Annotated in this window: 23 protein-coding genes; 5 read left to right on the top strand and 18 right to left on the bottom strand. The window is 38.2% G+C overall.

Translation table 11 applies throughout. The annotated features are described in order from the left end of the window. Positions 1–27: 27 nt before the first annotated feature. The 4 genes from SB717_RS17305 to SB717_RS17290 all read right to left on the bottom strand — a co-directional run bounded on the left by SB717_RS17305 (position 28) and on the right by SB717_RS17290 (position 2,982). Positions 28–525, bottom strand: a complete 498-nt coding sequence (locus tag SB717_RS17305; protein WP_410904303.1) for a PTS sugar transporter subunit IIA — start codon at positions 523–525, stop codon at positions 28–30. 565 nt (positions 526–1,090) lie between these two features. Beyond that, on the bottom strand, positions 1,091–1,717 hold the full coding sequence (locus SB717_RS17300; protein WP_014458563.1) for an FMN-dependent NADH-azoreductase: 627 nt from the start codon (positions 1,715–1,717) through the stop codon (positions 1,091–1,093). Positions 1,718–1,857: 140 nt separating this feature from the next. Further along, positions 1,858–2,277 carry a transporter gene (locus tag SB717_RS17295; RefSeq protein ID WP_410904302.1) on the bottom strand — a complete coding sequence of 140 codons (420 nt, stop codon included), beginning with the start codon at positions 2,275–2,277 and terminating at the stop codon, positions 1,858–1,860. Between the two features lie 159 nt (positions 2,278–2,436). Further along, positions 2,437–2,982 carry a hypothetical protein gene (locus SB717_RS17290; RefSeq protein WP_050691585.1) on the bottom strand — a complete coding sequence of 182 codons (546 nt, stop codon included), beginning with the start codon at positions 2,980–2,982 and terminating at the stop codon, positions 2,437–2,439. Positions 2,983–3,670: 688 nt separating this feature from the next. On the opposite strand from SB717_RS17290, the gene SB717_RS17285 reads away from it, so the two are divergent. After that, complete coding sequence (locus SB717_RS17285) at positions 3,671–4,837, top strand: FtsW/RodA/SpoVE family cell cycle protein (RefSeq protein ID WP_013084672.1); 1,167 nt, start codon at positions 3,671–3,673, stop codon at positions 4,835–4,837. A gap of 244 nt (positions 4,838–5,081) precedes the next feature. Here SB717_RS17285 and SB717_RS17280 read toward each other — a convergent pair whose 3' ends face one another. Next, the gene (locus SB717_RS17280) at positions 5,082–6,530 is read right to left on the bottom strand and encodes a SulP family inorganic anion transporter (RefSeq protein ID WP_410904301.1); all 1,449 of its coding nucleotides are present in this window, start codon (positions 6,528–6,530) and stop codon (positions 5,082–5,084) included. A 214-nt stretch (positions 6,531–6,744) separates the two neighbouring features. Next, entirely contained in the window at positions 6,745–7,449 is a 705-nt protein-coding gene (gene deoD, locus SB717_RS17275) for a purine-nucleoside phosphorylase (RefSeq protein ID WP_013058711.1), read from the bottom strand. A gap of 194 nt (positions 7,450–7,643) precedes the next feature. Here deoD and SB717_RS17270 point away from each other — a divergent pair, with 194 nt between their 5' ends. Continuing rightward, entirely contained in the window at positions 7,644–7,796 is a 153-nt protein-coding gene (locus tag SB717_RS17270) for a hypothetical protein (protein ID WP_013058712.1), read from the top strand. Between the two features lie 51 nt (positions 7,797–7,847). Here SB717_RS17270 and SB717_RS17265 read toward each other — a convergent pair whose 3' ends face one another. The 5 genes from SB717_RS17265 to SB717_RS17245 all read right to left on the bottom strand — a co-directional run bounded on the left by SB717_RS17265 (position 7,848) and on the right by SB717_RS17245 (position 11,131). Further along, entirely contained in the window at positions 7,848–8,171 is a 324-nt protein-coding gene (locus SB717_RS17265; protein WP_013058713.1) for a hypothetical protein, read from the bottom strand. Positions 8,172–8,417: 246 nt separating this feature from the next. Continuing rightward, a complete protein-coding gene (locus SB717_RS17260; protein ID WP_410904300.1) occupies positions 8,418–9,044 on the bottom strand; it encodes a phosphatase PAP2 family protein in 627 nt (208 codons plus the stop codon). Positions 9,045–9,279: 235 nt separating this feature from the next. Next, a complete protein-coding gene (locus tag SB717_RS17255) occupies positions 9,280–10,050 on the bottom strand; it encodes a sporulation protein (protein ID WP_098622434.1) in 771 nt (256 codons plus the stop codon). Then, positions 10,037–10,873, bottom strand: coding sequence for a serine/threonine protein kinase (locus SB717_RS17250; RefSeq protein WP_410904299.1), 837 nt, complete (start codon positions 10,871–10,873; stop codon positions 10,037–10,039). The genes SB717_RS17255 and SB717_RS17250 overlap by 14 nt, the downstream gene beginning before the upstream one ends. A gap of 3 nt (positions 10,874–10,876) precedes the next feature. After that, positions 10,877–11,131: a hypothetical protein gene (locus SB717_RS17245; protein WP_074677094.1), complete on the bottom strand. Its 255-nt coding sequence runs from the start codon at positions 11,129–11,131 to the stop codon at positions 10,877–10,879. Between the two features lie 117 nt (positions 11,132–11,248). On the opposite strand from SB717_RS17245, the gene SB717_RS17240 reads away from it, so the two are divergent. Then, complete coding sequence (locus SB717_RS17240) at positions 11,249–12,310, top strand: DUF2515 family protein (RefSeq protein ID WP_098622432.1); 1,062 nt, start codon at positions 11,249–11,251, stop codon at positions 12,308–12,310. 58 nt (positions 12,311–12,368) lie between these two features. On the opposite strand, the gene SB717_RS17235 is transcribed toward SB717_RS17240, so the two are convergent. From SB717_RS17235 to SB717_RS17225, 3 genes are all read right to left on the bottom strand, one after another. Next, the gene (locus SB717_RS17235) at positions 12,369–12,539 is read right to left on the bottom strand and encodes a YozD family protein (RefSeq protein ID WP_013058720.1); all 171 of its coding nucleotides are present in this window, start codon (positions 12,537–12,539) and stop codon (positions 12,369–12,371) included. 265 nt (positions 12,540–12,804) lie between these two features. Then, positions 12,805–13,491, bottom strand: a complete 687-nt coding sequence (locus SB717_RS17230; RefSeq protein ID WP_013058721.1) for a hypothetical protein — start codon at positions 13,489–13,491, stop codon at positions 12,805–12,807. 202 nt (positions 13,492–13,693) lie between these two features. Next, on the bottom strand, positions 13,694–13,909 hold the full coding sequence (locus tag SB717_RS17225; RefSeq protein WP_013058722.1) for a YozE family protein: 216 nt from the start codon (positions 13,907–13,909) through the stop codon (positions 13,694–13,696). A 407-nt stretch (positions 13,910–14,316) separates the two neighbouring features. Here SB717_RS17225 and SB717_RS17220 point away from each other — a divergent pair, with 407 nt between their 5' ends. Together SB717_RS17220 and dat are read left to right on the top strand one after the other, a co-directional pair. Beyond that, the gene (locus tag SB717_RS17220) at positions 14,317–15,354 is read left to right on the top strand and encodes an acyltransferase family protein (protein WP_074677098.1); all 1,038 of its coding nucleotides are present in this window, start codon (positions 14,317–14,319) and stop codon (positions 15,352–15,354) included. Positions 15,355–15,475: 121 nt separating this feature from the next. After that, positions 15,476–16,321: a D-amino-acid transaminase gene (gene dat, locus SB717_RS17215; RefSeq protein WP_410904298.1), complete on the top strand. Its 846-nt coding sequence runs from the start codon at positions 15,476–15,478 to the stop codon at positions 16,319–16,321. Between the two features lie 35 nt (positions 16,322–16,356). Here the strand turns inward: dat and SB717_RS17210 are convergent, their stop codons facing one another. The 4 genes from SB717_RS17210 to SB717_RS17195 all read right to left on the bottom strand — a co-directional run bounded on the left by SB717_RS17210 (position 16,357) and on the right by SB717_RS17195 (position 20,270). Beyond that, on the bottom strand, positions 16,357–16,635 hold the full coding sequence (locus SB717_RS17210) for a YokU family protein (protein ID WP_074677102.1): 279 nt from the start codon (positions 16,633–16,635) through the stop codon (positions 16,357–16,359). A gap of 14 nt (positions 16,636–16,649) precedes the next feature. Further along, entirely contained in the window at positions 16,650–18,062 is a 1,413-nt protein-coding gene (gene kamA / locus SB717_RS17205; RefSeq protein ID WP_410904297.1) for a lysine 2,3-aminomutase, read from the bottom strand. A gap of 67 nt (positions 18,063–18,129) precedes the next feature. Then, complete coding sequence (gene ablB, locus SB717_RS17200) at positions 18,130–18,978, bottom strand: putative beta-lysine N-acetyltransferase (RefSeq protein ID WP_410904296.1); 849 nt, start codon at positions 18,976–18,978, stop codon at positions 18,130–18,132. Between the two features lie 26 nt (positions 18,979–19,004). Continuing rightward, on the bottom strand, positions 19,005–20,270 hold the full coding sequence (locus SB717_RS17195; RefSeq protein WP_410904295.1) for a peptidase: 1,266 nt from the start codon (positions 20,268–20,270) through the stop codon (positions 19,005–19,007). Between the last annotated feature and the right edge of the window lie 2 nt (positions 20,271–20,272).

Genomic DNA, 20,272 nt, shown 5'->3' with positions numbered 1-20,272 from the left:
CTTTCTTAAAGGAAAAGGCCTTGCTTATTACTTCATCGTTACTTTTGCACAAGCCGTTTCGCCTTTTTGAACCGTCCCTTGAGCCAAAATTTCGAAACTTTCACTTGTATCACTGTTTGTAATAACGATTGGTGTGATAATGCTTTTCGCTTTTTCTTGAATAAGCGCTAAATCAAATGTGATAAGAGGTGTTCCTACACTTACTTTGTCACCTTGTGTTACGTGAGCTTCGAATCCTTCGCCTTCCATTGCCACTGTTTCAAGGCCGATATGTATTAATACTTCCGTACCGGCTTCTGTTTTTAAGCCTACCGCGTGCTTTGTATGGAAAAGCTGAACGACTTCTCCAGCAACAGGTGAAACAACTTGTCCTTCTGAAGGTTCGATTGCAAAACCGTCTCCCATCATCTTCTGTGCGAACACTGGATCTGGTACTTCACTGATTGGCAGGATATTACCTGAAAGCGGAGCTAGAACAGTTGTTTCTTTTGATTTTGTCTTATTACCAAATAATTTTTTAAACATCTCAATCACCCTTTTTTAGATTGTACTTGTAGCATACCCCAATGATTCTGCAGAAAAACTTCCCCTATCCCGTGTTACGTTAACATGGTCATTATTTAACCATGCTTTTTTTGTCTTGTAAATAAAAATGTATGAGCGTTTTCATAAGAAGTGCGTTCTCTATGCCGCACTTCATGTAACCCTTTATACATCTTTTGAAGGGTGGATATTGAATTTTAAACCTAAAAAAAGAGGTTGAGACATAAAAAAAATGAATCCGATCTAAAGACGAACAGCTCTTATACATGAACCGAACGGCTTTTGACACCGCAGTTGATTTCCGTGCAAGACTTCGCTTTCCGCGGGCGGATGCTGAGCCTCCTCGTCGCATACGCTCCTGTGGGGTCTCACCTATTTCGCTTTTCCCGCAGGAATCTTCGGCTTGCCCTCCAATCAACTGCTAGAAAGACTTACAAACATGAAACCTACGTTCGCCGTAACAAAAAAACGAACCACTAATCAAATATCTTGATCAGTGGTTCGTTTTTCACTTCGTCTAAAATCCTTTTGTCTCCGCCTTTTGAGATTAGAACGTTGACGCAACTTCTTTTGCTTTTTCAGATGCTTTTGCTAGAATATTGTCTGCTTCTGCTGGTGTGTAAGCCATGCCTTCTGCAACAACCAGTTGGAAATCTTGAACCCCAATGAAGCCCATCACTGTACGTAAATAGCTTTGAGTAAATTCTAGCTCTGCCGCAGGGCCTTCTGAATAAACGCCTCCACGAGCTTCTAGTAATACTACTTTTTTATCTGAAGCTAATCCTACTGGACCATTTTCAGTATATTTAAACGTTTTTCCTGCAATTAAAATGTTATCAATATATGCTTTCATTAGTGGAGGAAAGCTTAAGTTCCACATTGGAGCTGAGAAAATAACTTTGTCAGCTTGTAAAAACTGCTCTACTAATTCACCCATACGCGTTACTTTTTCTAATTCAACAGCTGATAATTCTTCACCAGCTCCAGCTTTTCCCCATGCTGCTAAAACATCTCCATCAATGAACGGCACTGTTTCTTTATACAGATCAAGCGTTGTCACTGTATCAGTAGGGTTTGCTGTTTTATACTCATCTAAGAAAACCTGTGCTAAACGAGTTGAAAATGATGCTTCATCAACCTGCGGATTTACTTTTACATATAATACATTTGCCATAAATGTCATCTCCTAAAAAGTGTATATTATTATCAATTCGAGATATTACTAAACAAATTATCTTTAATTCGAGATTTATTATATAACGTCATTTTTTATGCGTCAACCTTTTCGCACAAAAAAACTCCGCAAGCGGAGTTTTATACACATTGAAATTCTCGAATTTGATTTACATCTACCCCAGCATACACCCAGAAAGATCCTGTCCAGCGATATCCTGCAACTGAGCGTCTGCCTACAAAGGTTGGGTAAAACCAGTAAGGTCGACCATTTCTCGGCCATATATAAGTATATCGGTATAAGCATCCTGAAATAGCGCCTGGATCAACAGCATAAAGTGATGGACCTCCTGAACCTAGCTTTGGTGCAGGTGTAAAAGCTGGCGGTGGACTTGAAGGCGGCTGAGCCCCTTCCTGTGGCGGAAACCCTTGGCCCCCTCCTCCAGGTGGTGGCGGTGGAAATCCTTGACCTCCTCCTCCAGGTGGAAACGATGGAAACCCTTGGCCTCCTCCAGGTGGAAACAAATTTTGAAAACGTGGATCGTATTGATATGGATACATACGCACCCCCCCTTTATAATGCTTGCTACGTTACAATATGCATCATAATGAAGATAGGTGAATGTCTACTTTTACCTTCTATAGGCTAATTGAACGATGTCAAACTTGGTAAACTTAAGAGGAGCCTTATCAGAGGAAATAATAAATCCAACACGGAAACTACTTGCGTGTTGGATCTGCTTGCGGAAAATATTTTTCAATAAAATTATACAGCCAAAATACGGTAATCAAAATAGGAGCTATCAGAAAAGGATGTTGAACCCACATTTTCACCAGTACCTTTTCAAATGACGGAATCGATTTTAACACTTGAAATAACGAGCTTCCGCTAAAAATAACGCTCGTTCCTATCAATAAAAAAGATAGCCAGTTAAATTGATCCATCCACATGCTCATAGAGATATAAAAACTAACACCGGTTCCTATGCCCCCCATTATTCCACTTAAAATACTTTTTACCGAAAAAGGAATCCCTACAAACCATCCGGCTCCTAGTCCTGCACACCCTGCTAAAATACTAGAAAAAAGCAGCGGCTGCTCAAGCCAGAGACATGCATTCACTCCAACCACTAAGGTGACATGTATTCCTACGTGAAGGGAAATTCTTTTGCCAACAGGCTCTGAAACATAATGATAGTAGCGCCCGCTATAAAAAATTGTCCACCATAATAATAAAAATGCTGTCACACTTGCCCCTATAATCATAAACACACCTCTCTACGTTATGATTCTATTAATCTCTATCTATTATTTTCCTAATATCCTATGTCTCTTATCCGGTAATCTATCCGTATACCTTCCATACGTTCGTTCATCAGCAAGAAAGTAGAATATAACTGTATTCTTGTCTCAACTGTTTACTCGTAGGGGTGCTAAGAAGTTGAATGTCTGCATGTAGAAAAAAATAGTGTAGAACACTTTCTCTTATCTTTACTATTATTCATATGTATAGCTTGCTAGATTTAGTCCTCGCAGTTTAGAATTTTTCAGTCGTTCATATGAAACTATTTGCCTTTCCTTTCGTTATATATATACACGTTTCTTTATCTTTTCACGTGCAAAAAAAGATAAATTCCTATAATATGTTTTCATATTAACCTTTAAGGAGATAAAGAAGATGAATTGAATAAATCCCTACAAATAGAGTTTTTAGAAAAAAGAAATTGTTATCATTTCTCCTATTTATGTTATAGAATAATTCATGTATAATAAAAGGCTGTATGGTAACGCAGCTTGCGACATATCTTTTCTTACTTTTAGCAAGTCTATATCCAAAGCAAAAACTGCAAAGCGGGGTTAGTGCGACTCTTCATTAATCGACTTTGCATTAAAAACCAGCATTTTTCTTTTATCATAAAGAAAGAATCAGATTTAATAGTGACAGGTGAATAATATGGGTGAAAATCAAAGAAATGTTAGTAGATTTGACTGGAACTTGGCTTTCCTAATCTTCCTATTGTTTTGCGTAAGCGTTGTGGCAATCCATAGTGCTGAAAAAATTGGGCAGTATGATAAGAACTTCGTAGCGCAACAAGTTGTTTTTTATATTATTGGAATGGTGATTATAGGATTTGTCATGCGTTTTGACTCCGATCAGCTTCAAAAGCTAACGTGGGTTTTTTATGGATTTGGGAACTTTTTATTGCTTCTTTTACTAGTGGCTCCTTCAAGTATTGCCAGAGAAATTAACGGGGCAAAAAGTTGGTTCACACTTCCCGGCTTCTCGTTGCAGCCATCAGAGTTTATGAAAGTGTTTTTGATTATCACGCTGAGTACGGTCATTGTTAAACACAATGAAAAATATCGTATCCGAACAGTAAGAGAAGACTTCTTACTGCTTGGTAAATTAGGCGCTGTACTTGCTTTACCTTTATTGTTAATCATGCAGCAGCCTGACTTAGGTACCGCACTTGTGTTCTTAGCAATCACGGTTGGACTTGTATTTGTTTCAGGCGTAAGCTGGAAAATCATCGCGCCTGCATTTTTAGGTATTACAGCGGTTGGTTCTGTCATTTTGGGACTTGTTGTTTATGCACCTAGCCTATTAGAAAAGTATCTAGGGGTTAAGCAATACCAATTTGGACGTATTTATTCTTGGCTTGATCCTGAGTCGTATAGTTCGGGAGAGGGCTATCATTTAAAGAAATCATTAGATGCGATTGGATCAGGAATGGTAAACGGTAAAGGAATCGGTAATGGAGTTGTCTATTTGCCAGAGGGACAGACCGACTTTATTTTTGCGGTTATTGGAGAAGAGTTTGGCTTTATAGGCGCCAGTATTGTTATTAGTCTTTTCTTCGTACTCGTTTATTACTTGATCAAGCTAGGCCTTGAAACAAAAAATGAATTCAATTCTTACTTATGTGTAGGCGTTATTTCAATGCTTACGTTCCACGTATTTCAAAATATCGGTATGACCATTCAAGTCTTGCCTATTACCGGAATTCCACTTCCTTTTATTTCATATGGAGGTAGTTCACTGATGGGGAACATGTTTGCAATGGGTCTGATGTTTGGAATCTCATGGCATCACAAACGCTATATGTTTGGAAATGATTAAAGAGAGACGATGGTCTCTCTTTTTTCTTTTATCTCCCTATTAAGCATGCTACAATAAAGAAAACGCTTTCAAAACCTGTTTTAAAAGGAGTAGATATGCATGCTTGATTACCAATATCGGCGCAAAGCCTATGCTATTTTGTTAAAACAGACATCCGTACCTTCATCTACAACTTCTTTTTTTACCTGGCTCATACAGCTACTAAAACGAAAGGCATAAAAAAAGGTGTGCAATTGCACACCTTTTATTTATGCGTCAGCGACGTTAAGCCAATTTGCCTTACGATTTTTTTACTCTCTTCATTTAGTCCTTTTACAATAACCTTTTTATTCAATCGCTCGTACTTATCGATAATTTTCGAGATGCCAATCACGGCCGATTGATCCCATATATGAGAAGAACTAAAATCAATAATGATCGTATCTGGGTCTGTTTCATACTGAAATTCATCCATAAAGAAACTGATGGTGGCAAAAAATAATTGCCCTGAAACCTTGTATTGTTTCATATTGCCTTCTGTTTGTGAAGTTGTTTTGATTTTAGCCATCTTCCAGCCAAATACAATGGTACTTAAAACAATACCTACCATTACTCCTAGTGCTAAGTTATGTGTAAACAATACGATAACCACCGTAACAACCATTACAATAGCATCCGATAGCGGATATTTCGTTAAGTCTTTAAGGGACTGCCAATCAAATGTACCAGCAGCTACCATAAACATAACGCCTACAAGAGCAGCCATTGGAATTTGTTTAACAACATCGCCAAGCACCATAATTAAGAACAATAAAAAGACTCCCGCGAATAAGGTAGATAACCTTCCTCGTCCCCCTGATTTTACATTAATCATAGATTGTCCAATCATGGCACAGCCAGCCATTCCTCCAAAGAAGCCTGTTACAATATTAGCGATGCCTTGACCGCGCGCTTCTTTATTTTTATTCGAAGGCGTATCTGTAATTTCGTCCAGTACTGTTGCCGTTAGCATAGACTCAAGCAGCCCTACAATCGCTAAAGGAAGCGAATAAGGTAAAATGATAAGCAGTGTCTCCACTGATAAATCAACCTTTGGAAAGTGAAGAACCGGCAGTGAACGCGTAATATTCCCCATATCTCCTACCGTTTTTAAATCTAAATGAAAGACAATCGCTACAATCGTCATCAAGACAATGGCAACAAGCGGAGATGGTATTGCTTTGGTCATGAGCGGAAACAAATAGACGATGAGCAGCGTTCCGGCTACCATTGCGTACATCATCCAATTTGCTCCTTGAAAATGCGGAAGCTGTGCTGTAAAAATTAAAATACCTAGCGCATTTACAAATCCAATCATAACTGTTTGAGGAAGAAATGATAAAAACCTTCCTACTTTCAAAACACCAAGTAAAATTTGAATAATTCCGGTTAAAACAGTAGCTGCAAATAAATACTCAATGCCGTGATCTTTGACTAAGTTAATCATTAATAAAGACATTGCTCCTGTTGCAGCTGAAATCATAGCTGGTCTTCCGCCTGTAAAAGCAATCACAATTGCCATACAAAAAGATGCATACAGGCCAACCATGGGATCGACACCGGCGATAATGGAAAAAGCAAGGGCTTCCGGAATAAGCGCAAGAGCAACTGTCATCCCAGACAAAATATCTGCTCGAACGTTTGAAAACCACTGCTGTTTAATACTTGCCATCATGATGGTTTATCACCTCTTATTAATTTTTTATACGATTTTCGACTTTCACGAAAACCAAAGCCGTTTTTAACGTATCAAATCGTACCATACAATTTCCTGTTTGGAAACAATTAATTTTCACAAATAAAAAGACGAGAAGCCTGATTGCTTCTCGTCTTTTTATTTGTGACGCCGCAGCTTTTCGCTGCCATTCAGCAAATAAATGAATTTATGTTCATTCATTAATTGCTGCTTCAAGCGCAACAACAATCATATCGTTAAACGTCGTTTGACGCTCTTCTGACGTTGTTTCTTCACCAGTGAAAATGTGATCACTTACTGTTAAAACCGATAAAGCATTACGGCCGTATTTAGCAGCTAGCGTATACAAAGCCGTTGTTTCCATTTCAACTGCCAATACGCCGTGAGCTGCCAATTTTTCTAGCTGGCCGTCTTCATTGTAAAATTGATCAGATGTAAATACACTTCCTACTTTTAACTGAAGGCCTTTTTCAACACCTGCATCGTAAGCGCGCTTTAATAAATCAAAGTTAGCTGTCGGTGCATAGTCGATAGGACCAAATTTAACGCGGTTCATTTGTGAATCACTTGACGAAGACATGGCTAAAATAACGTCACGTACTTTTACATCTTTTTGAATTGCTCCGCATGTACCAACCCGAATTAGGTTTTGAACACCATATTCATTCATTAGTTCATTTACATAAATAGCAATTGATGGTACACCCATTCCTGTTCCTTGAACAGAAACGCGCTTTCCTTTATATGTTCCTGTGAATCCAAGCATACCGCGCACTTCGTTATAGCAAGTTACATCTTCTAAAAACGTTTCTGCAATGTATTTTGCACGAAGTGGATCACCTGGAAGTAAAATCGTTTCTGCAATATCACCTTGTTTTGCTCCAATATGTACGCTCATTTCGTACCTCCTATATGTAAAAAATCTTACGCTTTCACTATACCATATTGTATCCCTTGCTTGTCTATTTACTTCTAACATTATGCGTCAAAAATAAAAAGACATACGGCCCAAAAAATGGCGTAGTATGTCTTTTTATATAAGGGTACGCTAATAGCGCAAGGGATTTACTAACGTTAGCTGAGGTGATATGTATGGGAAAAAAACATCGCAACCGAATTAATTCGCCTAAAAAGAATAATCATATTCCAAAGGAAGCAATTATAGCAGAACATGAAGCACATGGAGATGAATATTCAGCAACAAACCGAAAAAATGGCCCTGGCCATCATACTCGTGATTACTAAGAGTCGACATATAAATAAAAAGCGGCCAGATAGGTCGCTTTTACCTTATGTTTAACGTACGTGCAGGCGATTCACTTTTTGCCAGCCGTCTGTCCATAGCTTGTAGTAGTACTTCCCCCGAGTACCTTCATCAATTAACAAAATATCGCCTGTGCTGATAAACCTCGCATCACAATCTTTTGGCAAATTATCAGCAATATTAAACATCTGAAATACTTGTGTTGCTGCGTCTTGATGATCGAATGCTGTAATCGTTAGACGATGGACAGGCTTATATCCGCGCTTTTCGCCTTTTTCTTCTGTTTGCATAATGGTTACATCATATTCTGTGCTAATATTAAATTGTTTTTTTATTGTGGTCCACACACTCAACATTCTTCCCTCCACCCAAAAGCAAGTATTTACTCTTTTACGTCATGTATTCTTATATAATTAGTGATAAAATCCGAAAACCCTTTATCGAATCAAAACGTTTTTTGTCGAAATTACTAGTTTTTTCTTATTAAACATGTACATAAAATATTTGTTTTTCATTTTATCATTAGTTGTTTTTGAATGGATGAATCAATAGGCCTACTTAAACAAAATGAAATATTAACGAAAAAAATGTAACCATTGCTCCTATTTTTGGTTATATAGGCGTTTAGAAAGGAGGTAGACCCCTAAGGACCAAGCAAGTCCTAAACAATATCCTGCTAGTATATCCGTTAAAAAGTGTACACCTAAATACAAACGGCTAAATCCAATTAATAAAATAACAATAGCAATTACCCATGCAGCTGCCGTTTTGATAGCCCTGCTTCTTGTATACATCCATATTAACAAAAGTACTCCGCTGTAAAACGCCATTGAGTTCATGGCATGTCCGCTCGGAAAACTATAGTGAGAGGCGGGAACGACTTGACTCCAATCAGGTCTTGGTCTTGCAAAAATCTCCTTCAACCCCCAATTTAAAGCGCGAACTCCCCAAAAAACGAGCGTGATATATAAAACGAGCAACCCTTTTCGTTTATAAAGAAGAAATACTATAATTGCAAACCAGATTGGCGCAGTGACATACCAAGATCCTACGGTTGTTATAAATATGATGATAGGTGTTAACGTGTCCGTCCTCCATCCTTCAATAGTATGAAGTACATTAAAGTCAAGCTGTTTCACCCAAGGTGTATTAAACGTAAATAAAATGAGTAAAAAGAAAGCTAAAAGCGATACAATAAATAGAGAATATTTTGTAGTGCGATTTACCATTTTTTATTTCCTCCAACCTATTAAAAGAAAAAGCATGTAGCGTTCTACATGCTTTACTTATTCACACGTTTTGGCTGAATATAGTCTTCTGGCTTAGGAGCTTGATGAACGACAAATTCAGCCGAAAATTCCTCTTTTGCATTTATTTTTTTCGTTTGCTTTGATTGCGGCATATACCTCTCTCCTTTCTTTTTACTGTCTTTAATATACGAAAAATAAAGGAGAGCTATGCACGTTAGCTATAGCGTGAAATAATATTGGTTAATCTATTTTTCAACTGAGAAATTTCTTTTTCAGAAACATGAACATGAACGAGCGACTCATCTGCATCCAGCATTTCAGATAGAAAGCCGCCAAATCCTCTGGCTCGTCGATCTACTTCTATAAATAAATCGTAGTCATGTAAGCCGCTTGGCTGCACGATGATTTCAATTTCATCTACTTTCCCAGCGTACACTCCACCGCTTGGAACAAATTCAAATTCTTGAACAAAAGGAAGTCTTTTTCTCATCCTGCGAGGAGCTTCTTCGCACTCGACTTGGCGCAAGCGAAAGCCAAGCTGTTCCATAGCTTCAATTGTGCTTGTTACCATCTGATTAGGAAGCACTTTTACATGATCAATATCCGACGGATCAACCGCATCTTTAATGTCGAGGCTCGTCGCCACCCACACCCGGGTTCTCCCTAATGTAACGGGCGTATCATCAGGCAGCTGAAAGGTAAAAGGAATAGACTTCGTCTCAGATGGTTGAATCGTAAACGGGTCGTTAATCTTAAACGTATTAAGCTCAATATCCTGCTTGTATTTTTTATCGTCTCTTTCTTTTACATAAGTTGTGAATAGACGCAGATAGATGCTGTCAATTTTCTGCTCCACATTGCCTCCGTACACTTCAACAATCCCTTCAATCTTTTCACCAGCACGAAATTCATCATTGACAAGCTTAGCGTCGACTCGCGCTGCGCCAATTCCAATGCGGGCTAACGCTTTATTAAATAGCGCCATACTTTCCCCTCCCTGAGTTCTTACTATTTATATAGTCATAAATATCTTTTTGTAAACTTTTAATGCTTTCATACGATTCATCTGCGCTCAGCATTTTTTGAATAATGGTCTTAATTGGTGTCGCCAAACTTAGCTCTTGTTCCCAGCTTTTTTCTTGTTTCTCCGTCGGCTCATAACCAGAGTATAATAAAAATAAAAGAAAATGACCAAGCGCATAGATATCGCTTGCAGCAGATGTTTGTCTCATAAACTGCTGTTCTTCTATAAGGGTGCTTGTTTCTTCATGGTCCCCTAAAAATCTAGCAAGGCCAAAGTCAATAACATAGATGGTCTCGTTAACATCAATAATATTCGGAATACGAAGATCACGGTGAACGATTCCTTGCTCATGAAGAGAAGAAACTACGTTTAGAATATCAAGTAAAATATCAAGCGCTTGTTCTTCCGTATACACGCACTTCTCTTCAAAAATTAAATCTTCAAACGTTTTCCCTTGAATCAACTCCATCACTAAGAAACAGCCTTCATCTGTTTCGATAGCTTCATACAGTGAAGGAATTTGAGGGTGATTTAACTGAGACAGCAATTTCGCTTCATAATGATAAGACTTCAGCCCCTGGGACGTGCGCTGCTTCGTTTTACGGAGCTGCTTTACTACTACCTTTTTTTGTTGCACAATGTCGTTAGCGACATATGTTATACCATAGCTTCCCATTCCCAGTACATCTATGATTTCATATCGCCCGCAAATGACTTTTCCTTTTTTGAAAGGACGGTCAACTAGCCAGCGATGAAAGTGTTTGAACATTCGATTTTTCATCATAAATCAACTTGAGAAAAAGCTTGAAAAGAAACTTCCGCTTTTACGTTTGCGCTTGTAATGGTGATGGCCATATTTTGAATGACTGTGGCTGTCATAATATTTGCTTCGCTTATAATCGCTACTGCTGCTATGATGGCGTGGACGTTTGTAATGATGATCACTGCTGCTGTAATGACGAGGACGTCTGTAGTGTCGATCACTGCTACTGTAGCGGCGATGTTTAGATCCAGTTAATGATTCAAATATTTTTCTGAACATAAAGAAAACCTCTTTTCTTAACATTTGTTACCCTTTATACGTACGAAATGTTATAAAGGTTTCAAAAAGTCCCTTACCCTTTTTTTAAATAGTTAAACGTTTCAAAGGAGGCCTAACATGACTTCTACTGACACCAATTCTCTCGTTAAATTGGAGGATGTTCTTCGTCTGCAGCAAACCATGCAGCACAAACCTCCCGCTATTCGCCCGCTCTCTTTTATCGGAGAAGATGTAAAATGGATTAAAGAAATTCGAAGAAAAGTAAAAAAAGCTAATCAAAACAATGTTACACGTACACAAGCTTATTTGGACTATTATCAAAAACACCCTGAAATTCATTGGGCTCTTTTAGCACACTTAGTTTCACGAAACGGCGGCTATTATATGACAGATCTCTCCACTACCTTAATAAAATCCCTGCTTTCATCAGAAAAACAGCACGCATACTTCTTGTTTTTAGAACACTCCAACTCGGCCATTTTTCATGATGCTTACGCTCAGCTGTTACTCTATGAAAAAAGCAAAGAGCAAAACAGCAATCTGTTTCATTTACTCCCCGCTTTTCACATATCGTCTTTTATGATAGCTGTTTGGAATGACTTTTGGCAGCATAGAAACAAAACGCTCTTATCAATAGCTCTGATTGTGAACGAACAGTATCATATCGAAAAAAATGTTCTCTTTAAAAGAGAGTTTCAGCGTGATGTTCTTCACTCTTGGCAGTTTCACACTCAAAACTTTCTCGGTATGACTCAAATCGTCTTTCCCTATTATTCAGGTAATAAGATTGAGTTAAGTGGAACGAAAGTGTATCATTTTGAGTCTGTCTTAAGACGGATTGAAGTGGGAAAAACTTTATACGTTCTTCTTTTTTATTCAAACTTGTATGATGCTATTTATACCTTTAGCCTTAAACACCCTCATACAGGGTCTCGAAGCGATTATAATTCAGATATATTTACAAATGACAGAACTCATTCCAAAAAGCTCTATAGCCCGACTTTAACTATGAGCTGGGGAGACCGCGTACATCTTTTTTTAAGAAAAGAAGATTGGTTTGAAGACGAAAGCATATTTTCTCTTCTTGACTCTATTCCCGCTTCTTCAGTTAAAAAAATTCCCCTTCAGCATCATATAAAAGTACAATCCGCTATAAAAGCTGCTAATCCTTTTTCATAACCGCTGTCTCATAAACAAAACGACGAGTTTCCCCGTCGTTACAGATGTATCTATCTTTTTATTCTTCATCTTGCTCATCAATAATACATTTATCAATGAGATAATCAAAAGTTATATCCGCTAATTCGCCTAGCTCTTCTTCAGCGGGAACATAGCCTCGCTTGACTAGTTCATTGTAAAAGAACTCCGCAATTTCTTCCGTATCAATGACCACTTCGATTTCTTTCACAATATCACTCCTTATCCCGTTTGAACGGATTAGCGTACCTTATTTTTCTTAAAAATAGGTTCACTCCATCTTCTGCTTGAAGTTTTACCTTATACACATTTATGAACAATTTGGCAATAGTATGTCTAAAATTTCAGCAGTTTAAATAGAGAGGTAATTATACCCATTCTTTTTTCATTACCATCGCCGTATACACAATAAAAGATAGCTAAGAGAGATGTGATGATCTATCTAGGCTATCTTTTATTTATTAGGCATCTACCTGCTATTTTCCTTGTTCGGATTTTGCTATCTTTTTTAAATGTTTCAGCACTAAGTTCATGACTTCAGCGTATTCTTCATCTTCAAAAAGCTCATACAAAAATTTATAATCATTATACACATCTAAAAGACCGTTTATAATCTCATGCTTTTCTTTAGTTAACCTCACTTCTTCTTTTTCAGAACCGTTTTGTTTTTTCATCTTTGGTAGCAACTCCGTCTTTTTAATTTCTTTACCTAAATACAACATATCAACACTTTGAGCGTAATTTTCTGTTTCCTCATGAGGAGTTACGAGAATGAGTTCTTCTTCACTAGCCTCAAGCCATTCTCCATCTGTTACACGTGACAATTCATAGACAATATCTTCCCATGAATCCTCTTTATAACGCCATATTTCTGTTCGAATACCAATGATTTTAAATAACTCTTTTCCATAATTAAAAACCTGGACGATATCGCCGAAGAAAAATTTATATTCAAGCTCTACTCTTTCCTGTACTAATATTTGACCTTCATATTCTTCTAGAAGCTCAATTGTATCTTCTAAAAAAAGACCTTCACTATGGTTGATTTCGTATACAAAAATCCCATCCATCACTTTTATATCGGTAATAGTGCCAACGGTCCCGTATATTGTTACAACGACTGTTTCACCAATTCCGTATTTAGGTTTTTTCTTCCCTGCCATCGTCGCACCTCCTTAGTAAACATACACCTACTGAAAAGTTACAATATTATATGCAGTAACTAAAAAAGGGGAAGTATAACATCTTTAGAACCAAGCCTTTATTATCTATTGCCCTCTATCATTTTTCCTCCTGCTTAGTGCATGAGCTAAAGAAAATAAAAAAGCAGGCTGATGGATATCCATCAGCCCGCTTTTTTATTTCTCACGCATTATTTTGATAAAGCTCCCATGCTTCATCAAATACGGTCATACTTGATAAATAATGTCCGTTAAGCTCTAAATAAGAACTCAGTTCGTCATAATCTGTTGAAGATTTCGGGAAGCTGTGATCATCATAAGCACTTCGCGCAAACTCTCCCATTCGATCATGTTTTTTATTTGATCGGAATTTCATTATATAGTGATAAAAGGATTTCATCGTACTCCCCCTCCAGCGGTATGTGTATCTTTTCTATCATTTTTTTAAGAAATCTACAACTTCTTCTGTGATATGTAGATGTCGAACACTGCAATATAAGTGTTTTACTGGACAAAAAATATTAAATTCATGTTACAGTTGCAAAACAAATTTCACTATTAGCGTAACGAATAAATATTGTTATATCAATATTTTTCTTTTTTCAAAAAGACATTTGTAACAAAAACACATCGTTTTTATAACAAAAGCGTTGAATCGACAGGTTTCTCAAGCCTTTATGTAATTGCAAAAAAGAAGAATTCATGTTTTAATTCCGTAGTGAAAGGTTATTCTAACAATAATCGCCATTTAAATAAATCTTGTTGGTGGGAGGTTTACATCAGCATATGTTGAGGAAAAATAATACTATGAATACTCGAAATGCTTACTTTGATAATGCTAAATTCGTATTAATTTTTTTAGTTGTATTTGGACACATGATTTCTCCGTACCGAACAGATAGCAACGGAATGCTGTCCATTTATCACTTTATCTTTATTTTCCATATGCCTGTCTTTATTTTACTAGCAGGTTATTTCTCAAAAAATTTCCATAAAAAAGGATATTACAAAAAAATATTTACAAAGGTGGCTCTTCCTTATTTAGCTTTCCAAACTATCTATACCCTTTATTATAGTGTGCTTTATACAGATGAAACGTACACGCTTCAATATTTGGTTCCTAGATGGGCAATGTGGTTTCTACTGAGCTTAATTTTTTGGAAATTAATGCTTCCTTTCTTTGCAAAATTCCCGATGTGGATTAGCTTAACTGTCTCTATTTCGCTTGGACTTGCAATGGGCTTCATTGATATTGACGGATTTGATAAAATTCTAAGCATTAGCCGAATGTTTGTCTTTTTCCCGTTTTTCCTTTTAGGCTACTATTTGTCACAGCGACAAGAGCCTTTTACAAATCTTTTGACAGCGCGAAATCGAATCATTGCATCCATCGTATTACTAGTTACATTAATTGGAAGCTATTCTTTCTTGGACGACACGGCTTACACAGATATGCTGTATGGAACGAACACGTACGACAATGTGGCCGAATTTTTAATGCGCGTTTCTCACTATGGAATTGCTTTTCTTGTATCTTTTGCCTTTATGGCTTTAATTCCAACGCGCGGTTTTGCTTTAACAAGCATTGGACAGCGATCGCTATACGTGTATTTATTGCACGGCTTCATTTTAAAATGGTTCTTTACAACTGACTTCTCAAAAAGTCTAGAGCCAACGTCTTGGGGTATTATCGTCTTAATCGCCTTATCCATTTTAGTAACGATGCTTCTCGGCAGCCGTATTGTCGATTGGTTCATCACCGGTACCAAGCTCATCGTTCAGTTTGTTACACCTAAAAAAGCCATTCAGAAATTTTCATTAGCATTCAAACGTACGTTTTCATAAAAGTCATACTCCTAAAGGAGTATGACTTTTTTCATTTTCTTCGAAGAAACCAAGTAAATAATTTCATTTTGCTGAATTTTATGTTAACGTTTTAATATCTAAAGGAAGGGAGTTTTTCAAGATGGAATTAGCATATTATGCTGGAGAGTTTAGAGATATTAATGAGGCTGTTATTCCAATTGATGAACGCGGTCACCAGTTCGGAGACGGTGTTTATGAATTTATTCGCGTATACAAAGGGATTCCGTTTTCAATTGAACGTCACTTAGACCGCTTAGAAAGAAGTGCAAAGGCAATCTTTATCGAACTGCCGGTTTCAAGACAAGAGCTAAAGGACATCATTGATCAAGCAATGGAAAAGTCAACGTTAAAAGACGCCGATATTTATATTCAAGTTACGCGCGGGATTGCTCCTCGAAATCATTTATTTCCCGATGTACCTGCACAATTAGCACTCACAATACGCCACCCTCGCCAAACACCTGAAGAAGCCTATGAAAAAGGCATTTCCACGCTTCTTTTGGAAGACGAACGATGGGCTAATTGCTATATCAAATCATTAAACCTACTTCCTAACCTTCTGGCCAAACAAGCCGCGGCTTCTAAAGGATGTAAAGAAGCTATTTTAGTAAAAGCCGGATACATAACCGAAGGGTCGAGCAGCAATGTATTTGCGATAAAAGACAACGTCTTGTTCACGACTCCTGCAACAAGAAAAATTCTATCCGGTATTACGCGCGCTAACGTACTGGAATGTGCTCAAGAACAAGCCATTCAAATCCGAGAACAAAATATGACACCTTCCTTTTTAAAAGAAGCTGATGAAGTTTTTATTACGAGCACATCTGTTGGTCTGTTGCCCGTTTCGAAAATAGACGAAGTCGAACTTCCAACTTTCCGTCCTGTTACAGTAGCTTTAAAACATGCCTATAGCCTGCGTACTGCTGGAACAAAGGCTTATCAATAAGCAAAGCCGCCCCTTACAAAATAAGGGGCGGCTTTTTAGAATTTAAAGTAGTTCCGTTTTAATAATCTTGGCACTTTTAATAGCTCATCATACCGAATGGATTCATCAAGTTTTTTTGTATCGACAAGAAGCAGCTGTGTTTCCACTTCTTCTATGATATCTTCTTCTTGATATGACATCCCGCAACCTGAACAGCTGATACATGGCATATGAGTAATTTCAATACTTCTCGTTCCGTCTGGCAATTCCCAGTATGCGGTATTGGTTGTTTCTACCGCTTTTTCTTCTTCGCACCATGCGCATTGAACAGTCATATTACAGGACCTCCTTAAGATGATGGAGCATCGTCGCTTTTACCGTCTTTTTTTAATTGAGCTTTAAACTTTTTATCTTTTAATTCATCTCTTTTTTCACGTTTATCTTTTAGACTTTCGTGAGCACTGTCACTTTCATACGTTTTACGTCTTTTTACTCTCCCTAATCCTTCCGGTACAAGATTGAATTGAGCATCATTCATAAGACCCGAGATGCCGATGGAAGAATCTTTAGCATCCGATGATGGATAAACAGCTCGAAAATAATCATCTGCACGCCCAGGCACATAGCTTTCTGGCTCTGGATACGTCGTAATCACGCCTTCAAAGTTTCGCAGAACAACTTTACTTGCGCTTTGACTAATAATATAGTTTGGCTGAACCGCAATCTTTCCTCCACCTCCTGGAGCATCAATAACAAACGTTGGAACGGCATATCCAGACGTATGACCTCGCAGCCCTTCCATAATTTCAAGCCCTTTGGAAACAGGTGCGCGGAAATGCCCAATTCCTTCTGATAAATCACATTGATAAATATAGTAAGGACGAACGCGTATTTTCACTAAATCGTGCATAAGCTTTTTCATGATAGCTACACTGTCATTAATCCCAGCTAAAATAACCGCTTGATTGCCAACTGGAACGCCTGCATCGACAAGCATTTCACATGCTTTTTTTGTCTCTTCCGTAATTTCAATGGATGTATTAAAGTGAGTATTTAACCACACTGGATGATATTTTCTTAAAAGGGCACATAAATTTTCCGTTATTCGCTGCGGAAACACAACGGGTGCTCTTGTGCCAATTCGAATAATTTCCACATGGGGAATAGCTCTTAAATTCTTCAAAATATATTCTAAAATGTTGTCATTAATTAGCAAGCCATCACCGCCTGAAATGAGTACGTCTCGTACTTCAGGTGTTTTGGCGATATAAGCAATCGCAGCATCTAACTGCTTTTTTGGAACACCCATTCCAATTTGTCCTGAAAATCTTCTTCGAGTACAGTATCTGCAGTACATGGAGCATTGATTGGTCACTAAGAACAAAACGCGATCAGGATAGCGATGAGTCAACCCTGGCACTGGAGAATCTTCGTCTTCATCTAAGGGATCTTCTAGATCGTATTTTGTTTTATGAAGTTCTTTGCCAACCGGAACAGACTGCATACGAACGGGGCAGCGAGGATCATCTGGATTCATTAAAGATGCATAGTAAGGCGTAATATTGAGCGGAATTGTTTTGGTTGAAATGCGTACTCCTTCTTCTTCTTCAGGAGTTAAGTTAATGACTTTTTTTAAATCATCTAGCGTTCGAATTGTGTTTGTTAATTGCCAAATCCAGTCATTCCATTTTTCTTCAGGAATATCTTTCCATAACTCAATATCTTTCCAATGTCGGGACGGCTTATATAAATCATATAACATACAATCGCTCCTTTATGAAGATTTACTATTGTTATATGTTACAGCCCATAAATTGGTTAATTATTTCTCACCTTTTACTTTTTGACAAATCCTTCACCCATACGTTCATATCTTCTAACGATTTATAAATGTAACAATTATTCGTTAACCGTCCCGTATAGATATACCCAAGCTGATGAAAAGCGGCATTCATCCCAAATGAAAGCGCTCTCGCTATTGTGTATGCACAAAAAATATGCCGCTGTTTTAACTCCGCCTCTAGTGCGCTTAATAAATGCTTCATAAATCCATACTTTCGGTAAGCAGGGAGAGTCGCACAATCCGTTAGTTCAGCATTGTGGTAGACATAGTCAATTTCAGCAGAAGCAGCGCTAACGATATCGTTCTTGTCAACTATGATATAAAACAAACTATCTTCTTGAAGCAAACTAAAGAGATACTCTTCTTCGTAGAGGGGCGTAGGATACACTGTGAAGATTTGACGGTAGAGCTGAGAAAGTTGTTTAGCGTCAGATGAAATGGCTCGGCGCATAATCAGTTGATTTGATAAAGGAGAATAATCAGATGTCGGCAAATTCAAAACATCTTGAAGCAGCTCTGTTTCTTTTAACGTCTCCCCGCTGTCTCGGCGGGATTGAGACGTATAGTAGCATAAAAGATACGCGTCGCTTCCATTAAAATAGTAGGGAACAGTTGCTTCTAAAGAAAATCCCAAGCTCATCCAGTCCAACAGATGTTCAGCACGTGCTTTTATAATCCACTTTTCGTACGTTGCCTTATCAATTTCTTTATATATATAGCTGTAAATATCGTTCACATTTCCCCGGTAATCATCTATTCTCAGACGCTTGTTACATTCATCTAAAAAAAGAGTCATAGCAAAGGTTGGTTGACAAATATTTTCTTGTTTCGCCATTTGTTTGTATCCTCTCCCTTTTTAGCTTAGTCCGCAATACTGCACCAGTCTGCTACGGTGAGAGCAATAATTTCTGCTGCATCAAGCATCGTTTGAATACAAATATACTCATTCGGAAAGTGGGCTACTTCTGTTACTCCTGGTCCAAACACAACTGTTGGAATATCTCCAACTTGTGACAATATCCCGCCGTCCGTTCCCCAAGGAGATGCTTCAACGACCGGCTGAGTCTGTTTCACTTGATAAAAAGAGGACGAAAGAGAGGTCATAAGCGGATGCTCTAATTCAATTTCACCGGGAAGCCAGTGGGCCCCAAACCATTCCAAGTCGACAGGATGATTAGCAAACCACTCATCACACTGAGGCAAAAGTTCAAGCCACGATTTCATTTCCGCTCTAACATTTTTCATTTTTTCATGCGGAGCAACTCCTATCCTGCCTTCTAATACTACTTGATCAGCAACTGAAGAAGGCCACGTTCCTCCTTGTATATTTCCGATATTAATTGGCACGGGAATAGGAATTTTATTATAGAGCGGGTCTGTAATTCGGCTGTTTCTCTCTTTTTCAAGACCCTCAATATGTTTAAGCACAACAGCTGCTTTTTCAATGGCGCTCACCCCTTCATACCGAGTCCCTCCATGTGCTGCTACTCCATGTACGATCACGCGAAACCACATCGAGCCTTGCTGTTTAGGGAAGATCTTCATGTTGGTTGGTTCTGGAATAATGGCACCATCTGCTTTATACCCTCTAAGCACGCAGGAAAGTGTTCCTGCACCTCCGCTTTCTTCTTCTACTACGCTTTGAAAAATAACATCTCCTTTTAATGAAATGCCTAGCTCTTTTAATGCTTGAATCGCTAAAAGTAACGACACATTCCCTCCTTTCATATCCGTTGCACCGCGCCCATATAGGTTTCCATCTTTTACAACGGCCGTATAAGGATCTTCCTTCCACTGTGAAAGATCGCCGGGAGGCACGACATCAATATGTCCATTTAAAATGATGGATCTCCCTCCACCTTTTCCTTTTAACACGCCTACCACATTCGGGCTATCTCGGAAACTAGAACGGTTGGAGGCAAAAGCTTCATGGGTACGAAGTTTTTTTTCGTCTGGCTCCCATATATCAATATCTAACTGCAGCTGTCGAAGGCGTTCAATGACAATTGCCTGGGCATGCTTTTCAGAACCCTGTACGCTTGCTTCTTCTACGAAACGCTTGAGTAAACGCACTGCGCTTTGACGATGCTCTGTCATCCAGTTATGAATAGATTGCTGTATGTTCATGT

The sequence above is a fragment of the Priestia sp. SIMBA_032 genome, from assembly GCF_046535215.1.
GTDB classification, from domain to species: Bacteria; Bacillota; Bacilli; order Bacillales; family Bacillaceae_H; genus Priestia; species Priestia aryabhattai.
Note: the sequence above shows the minus strand (reverse complement) of the source record. Positions and strands in the feature narration are given on the sequence as shown.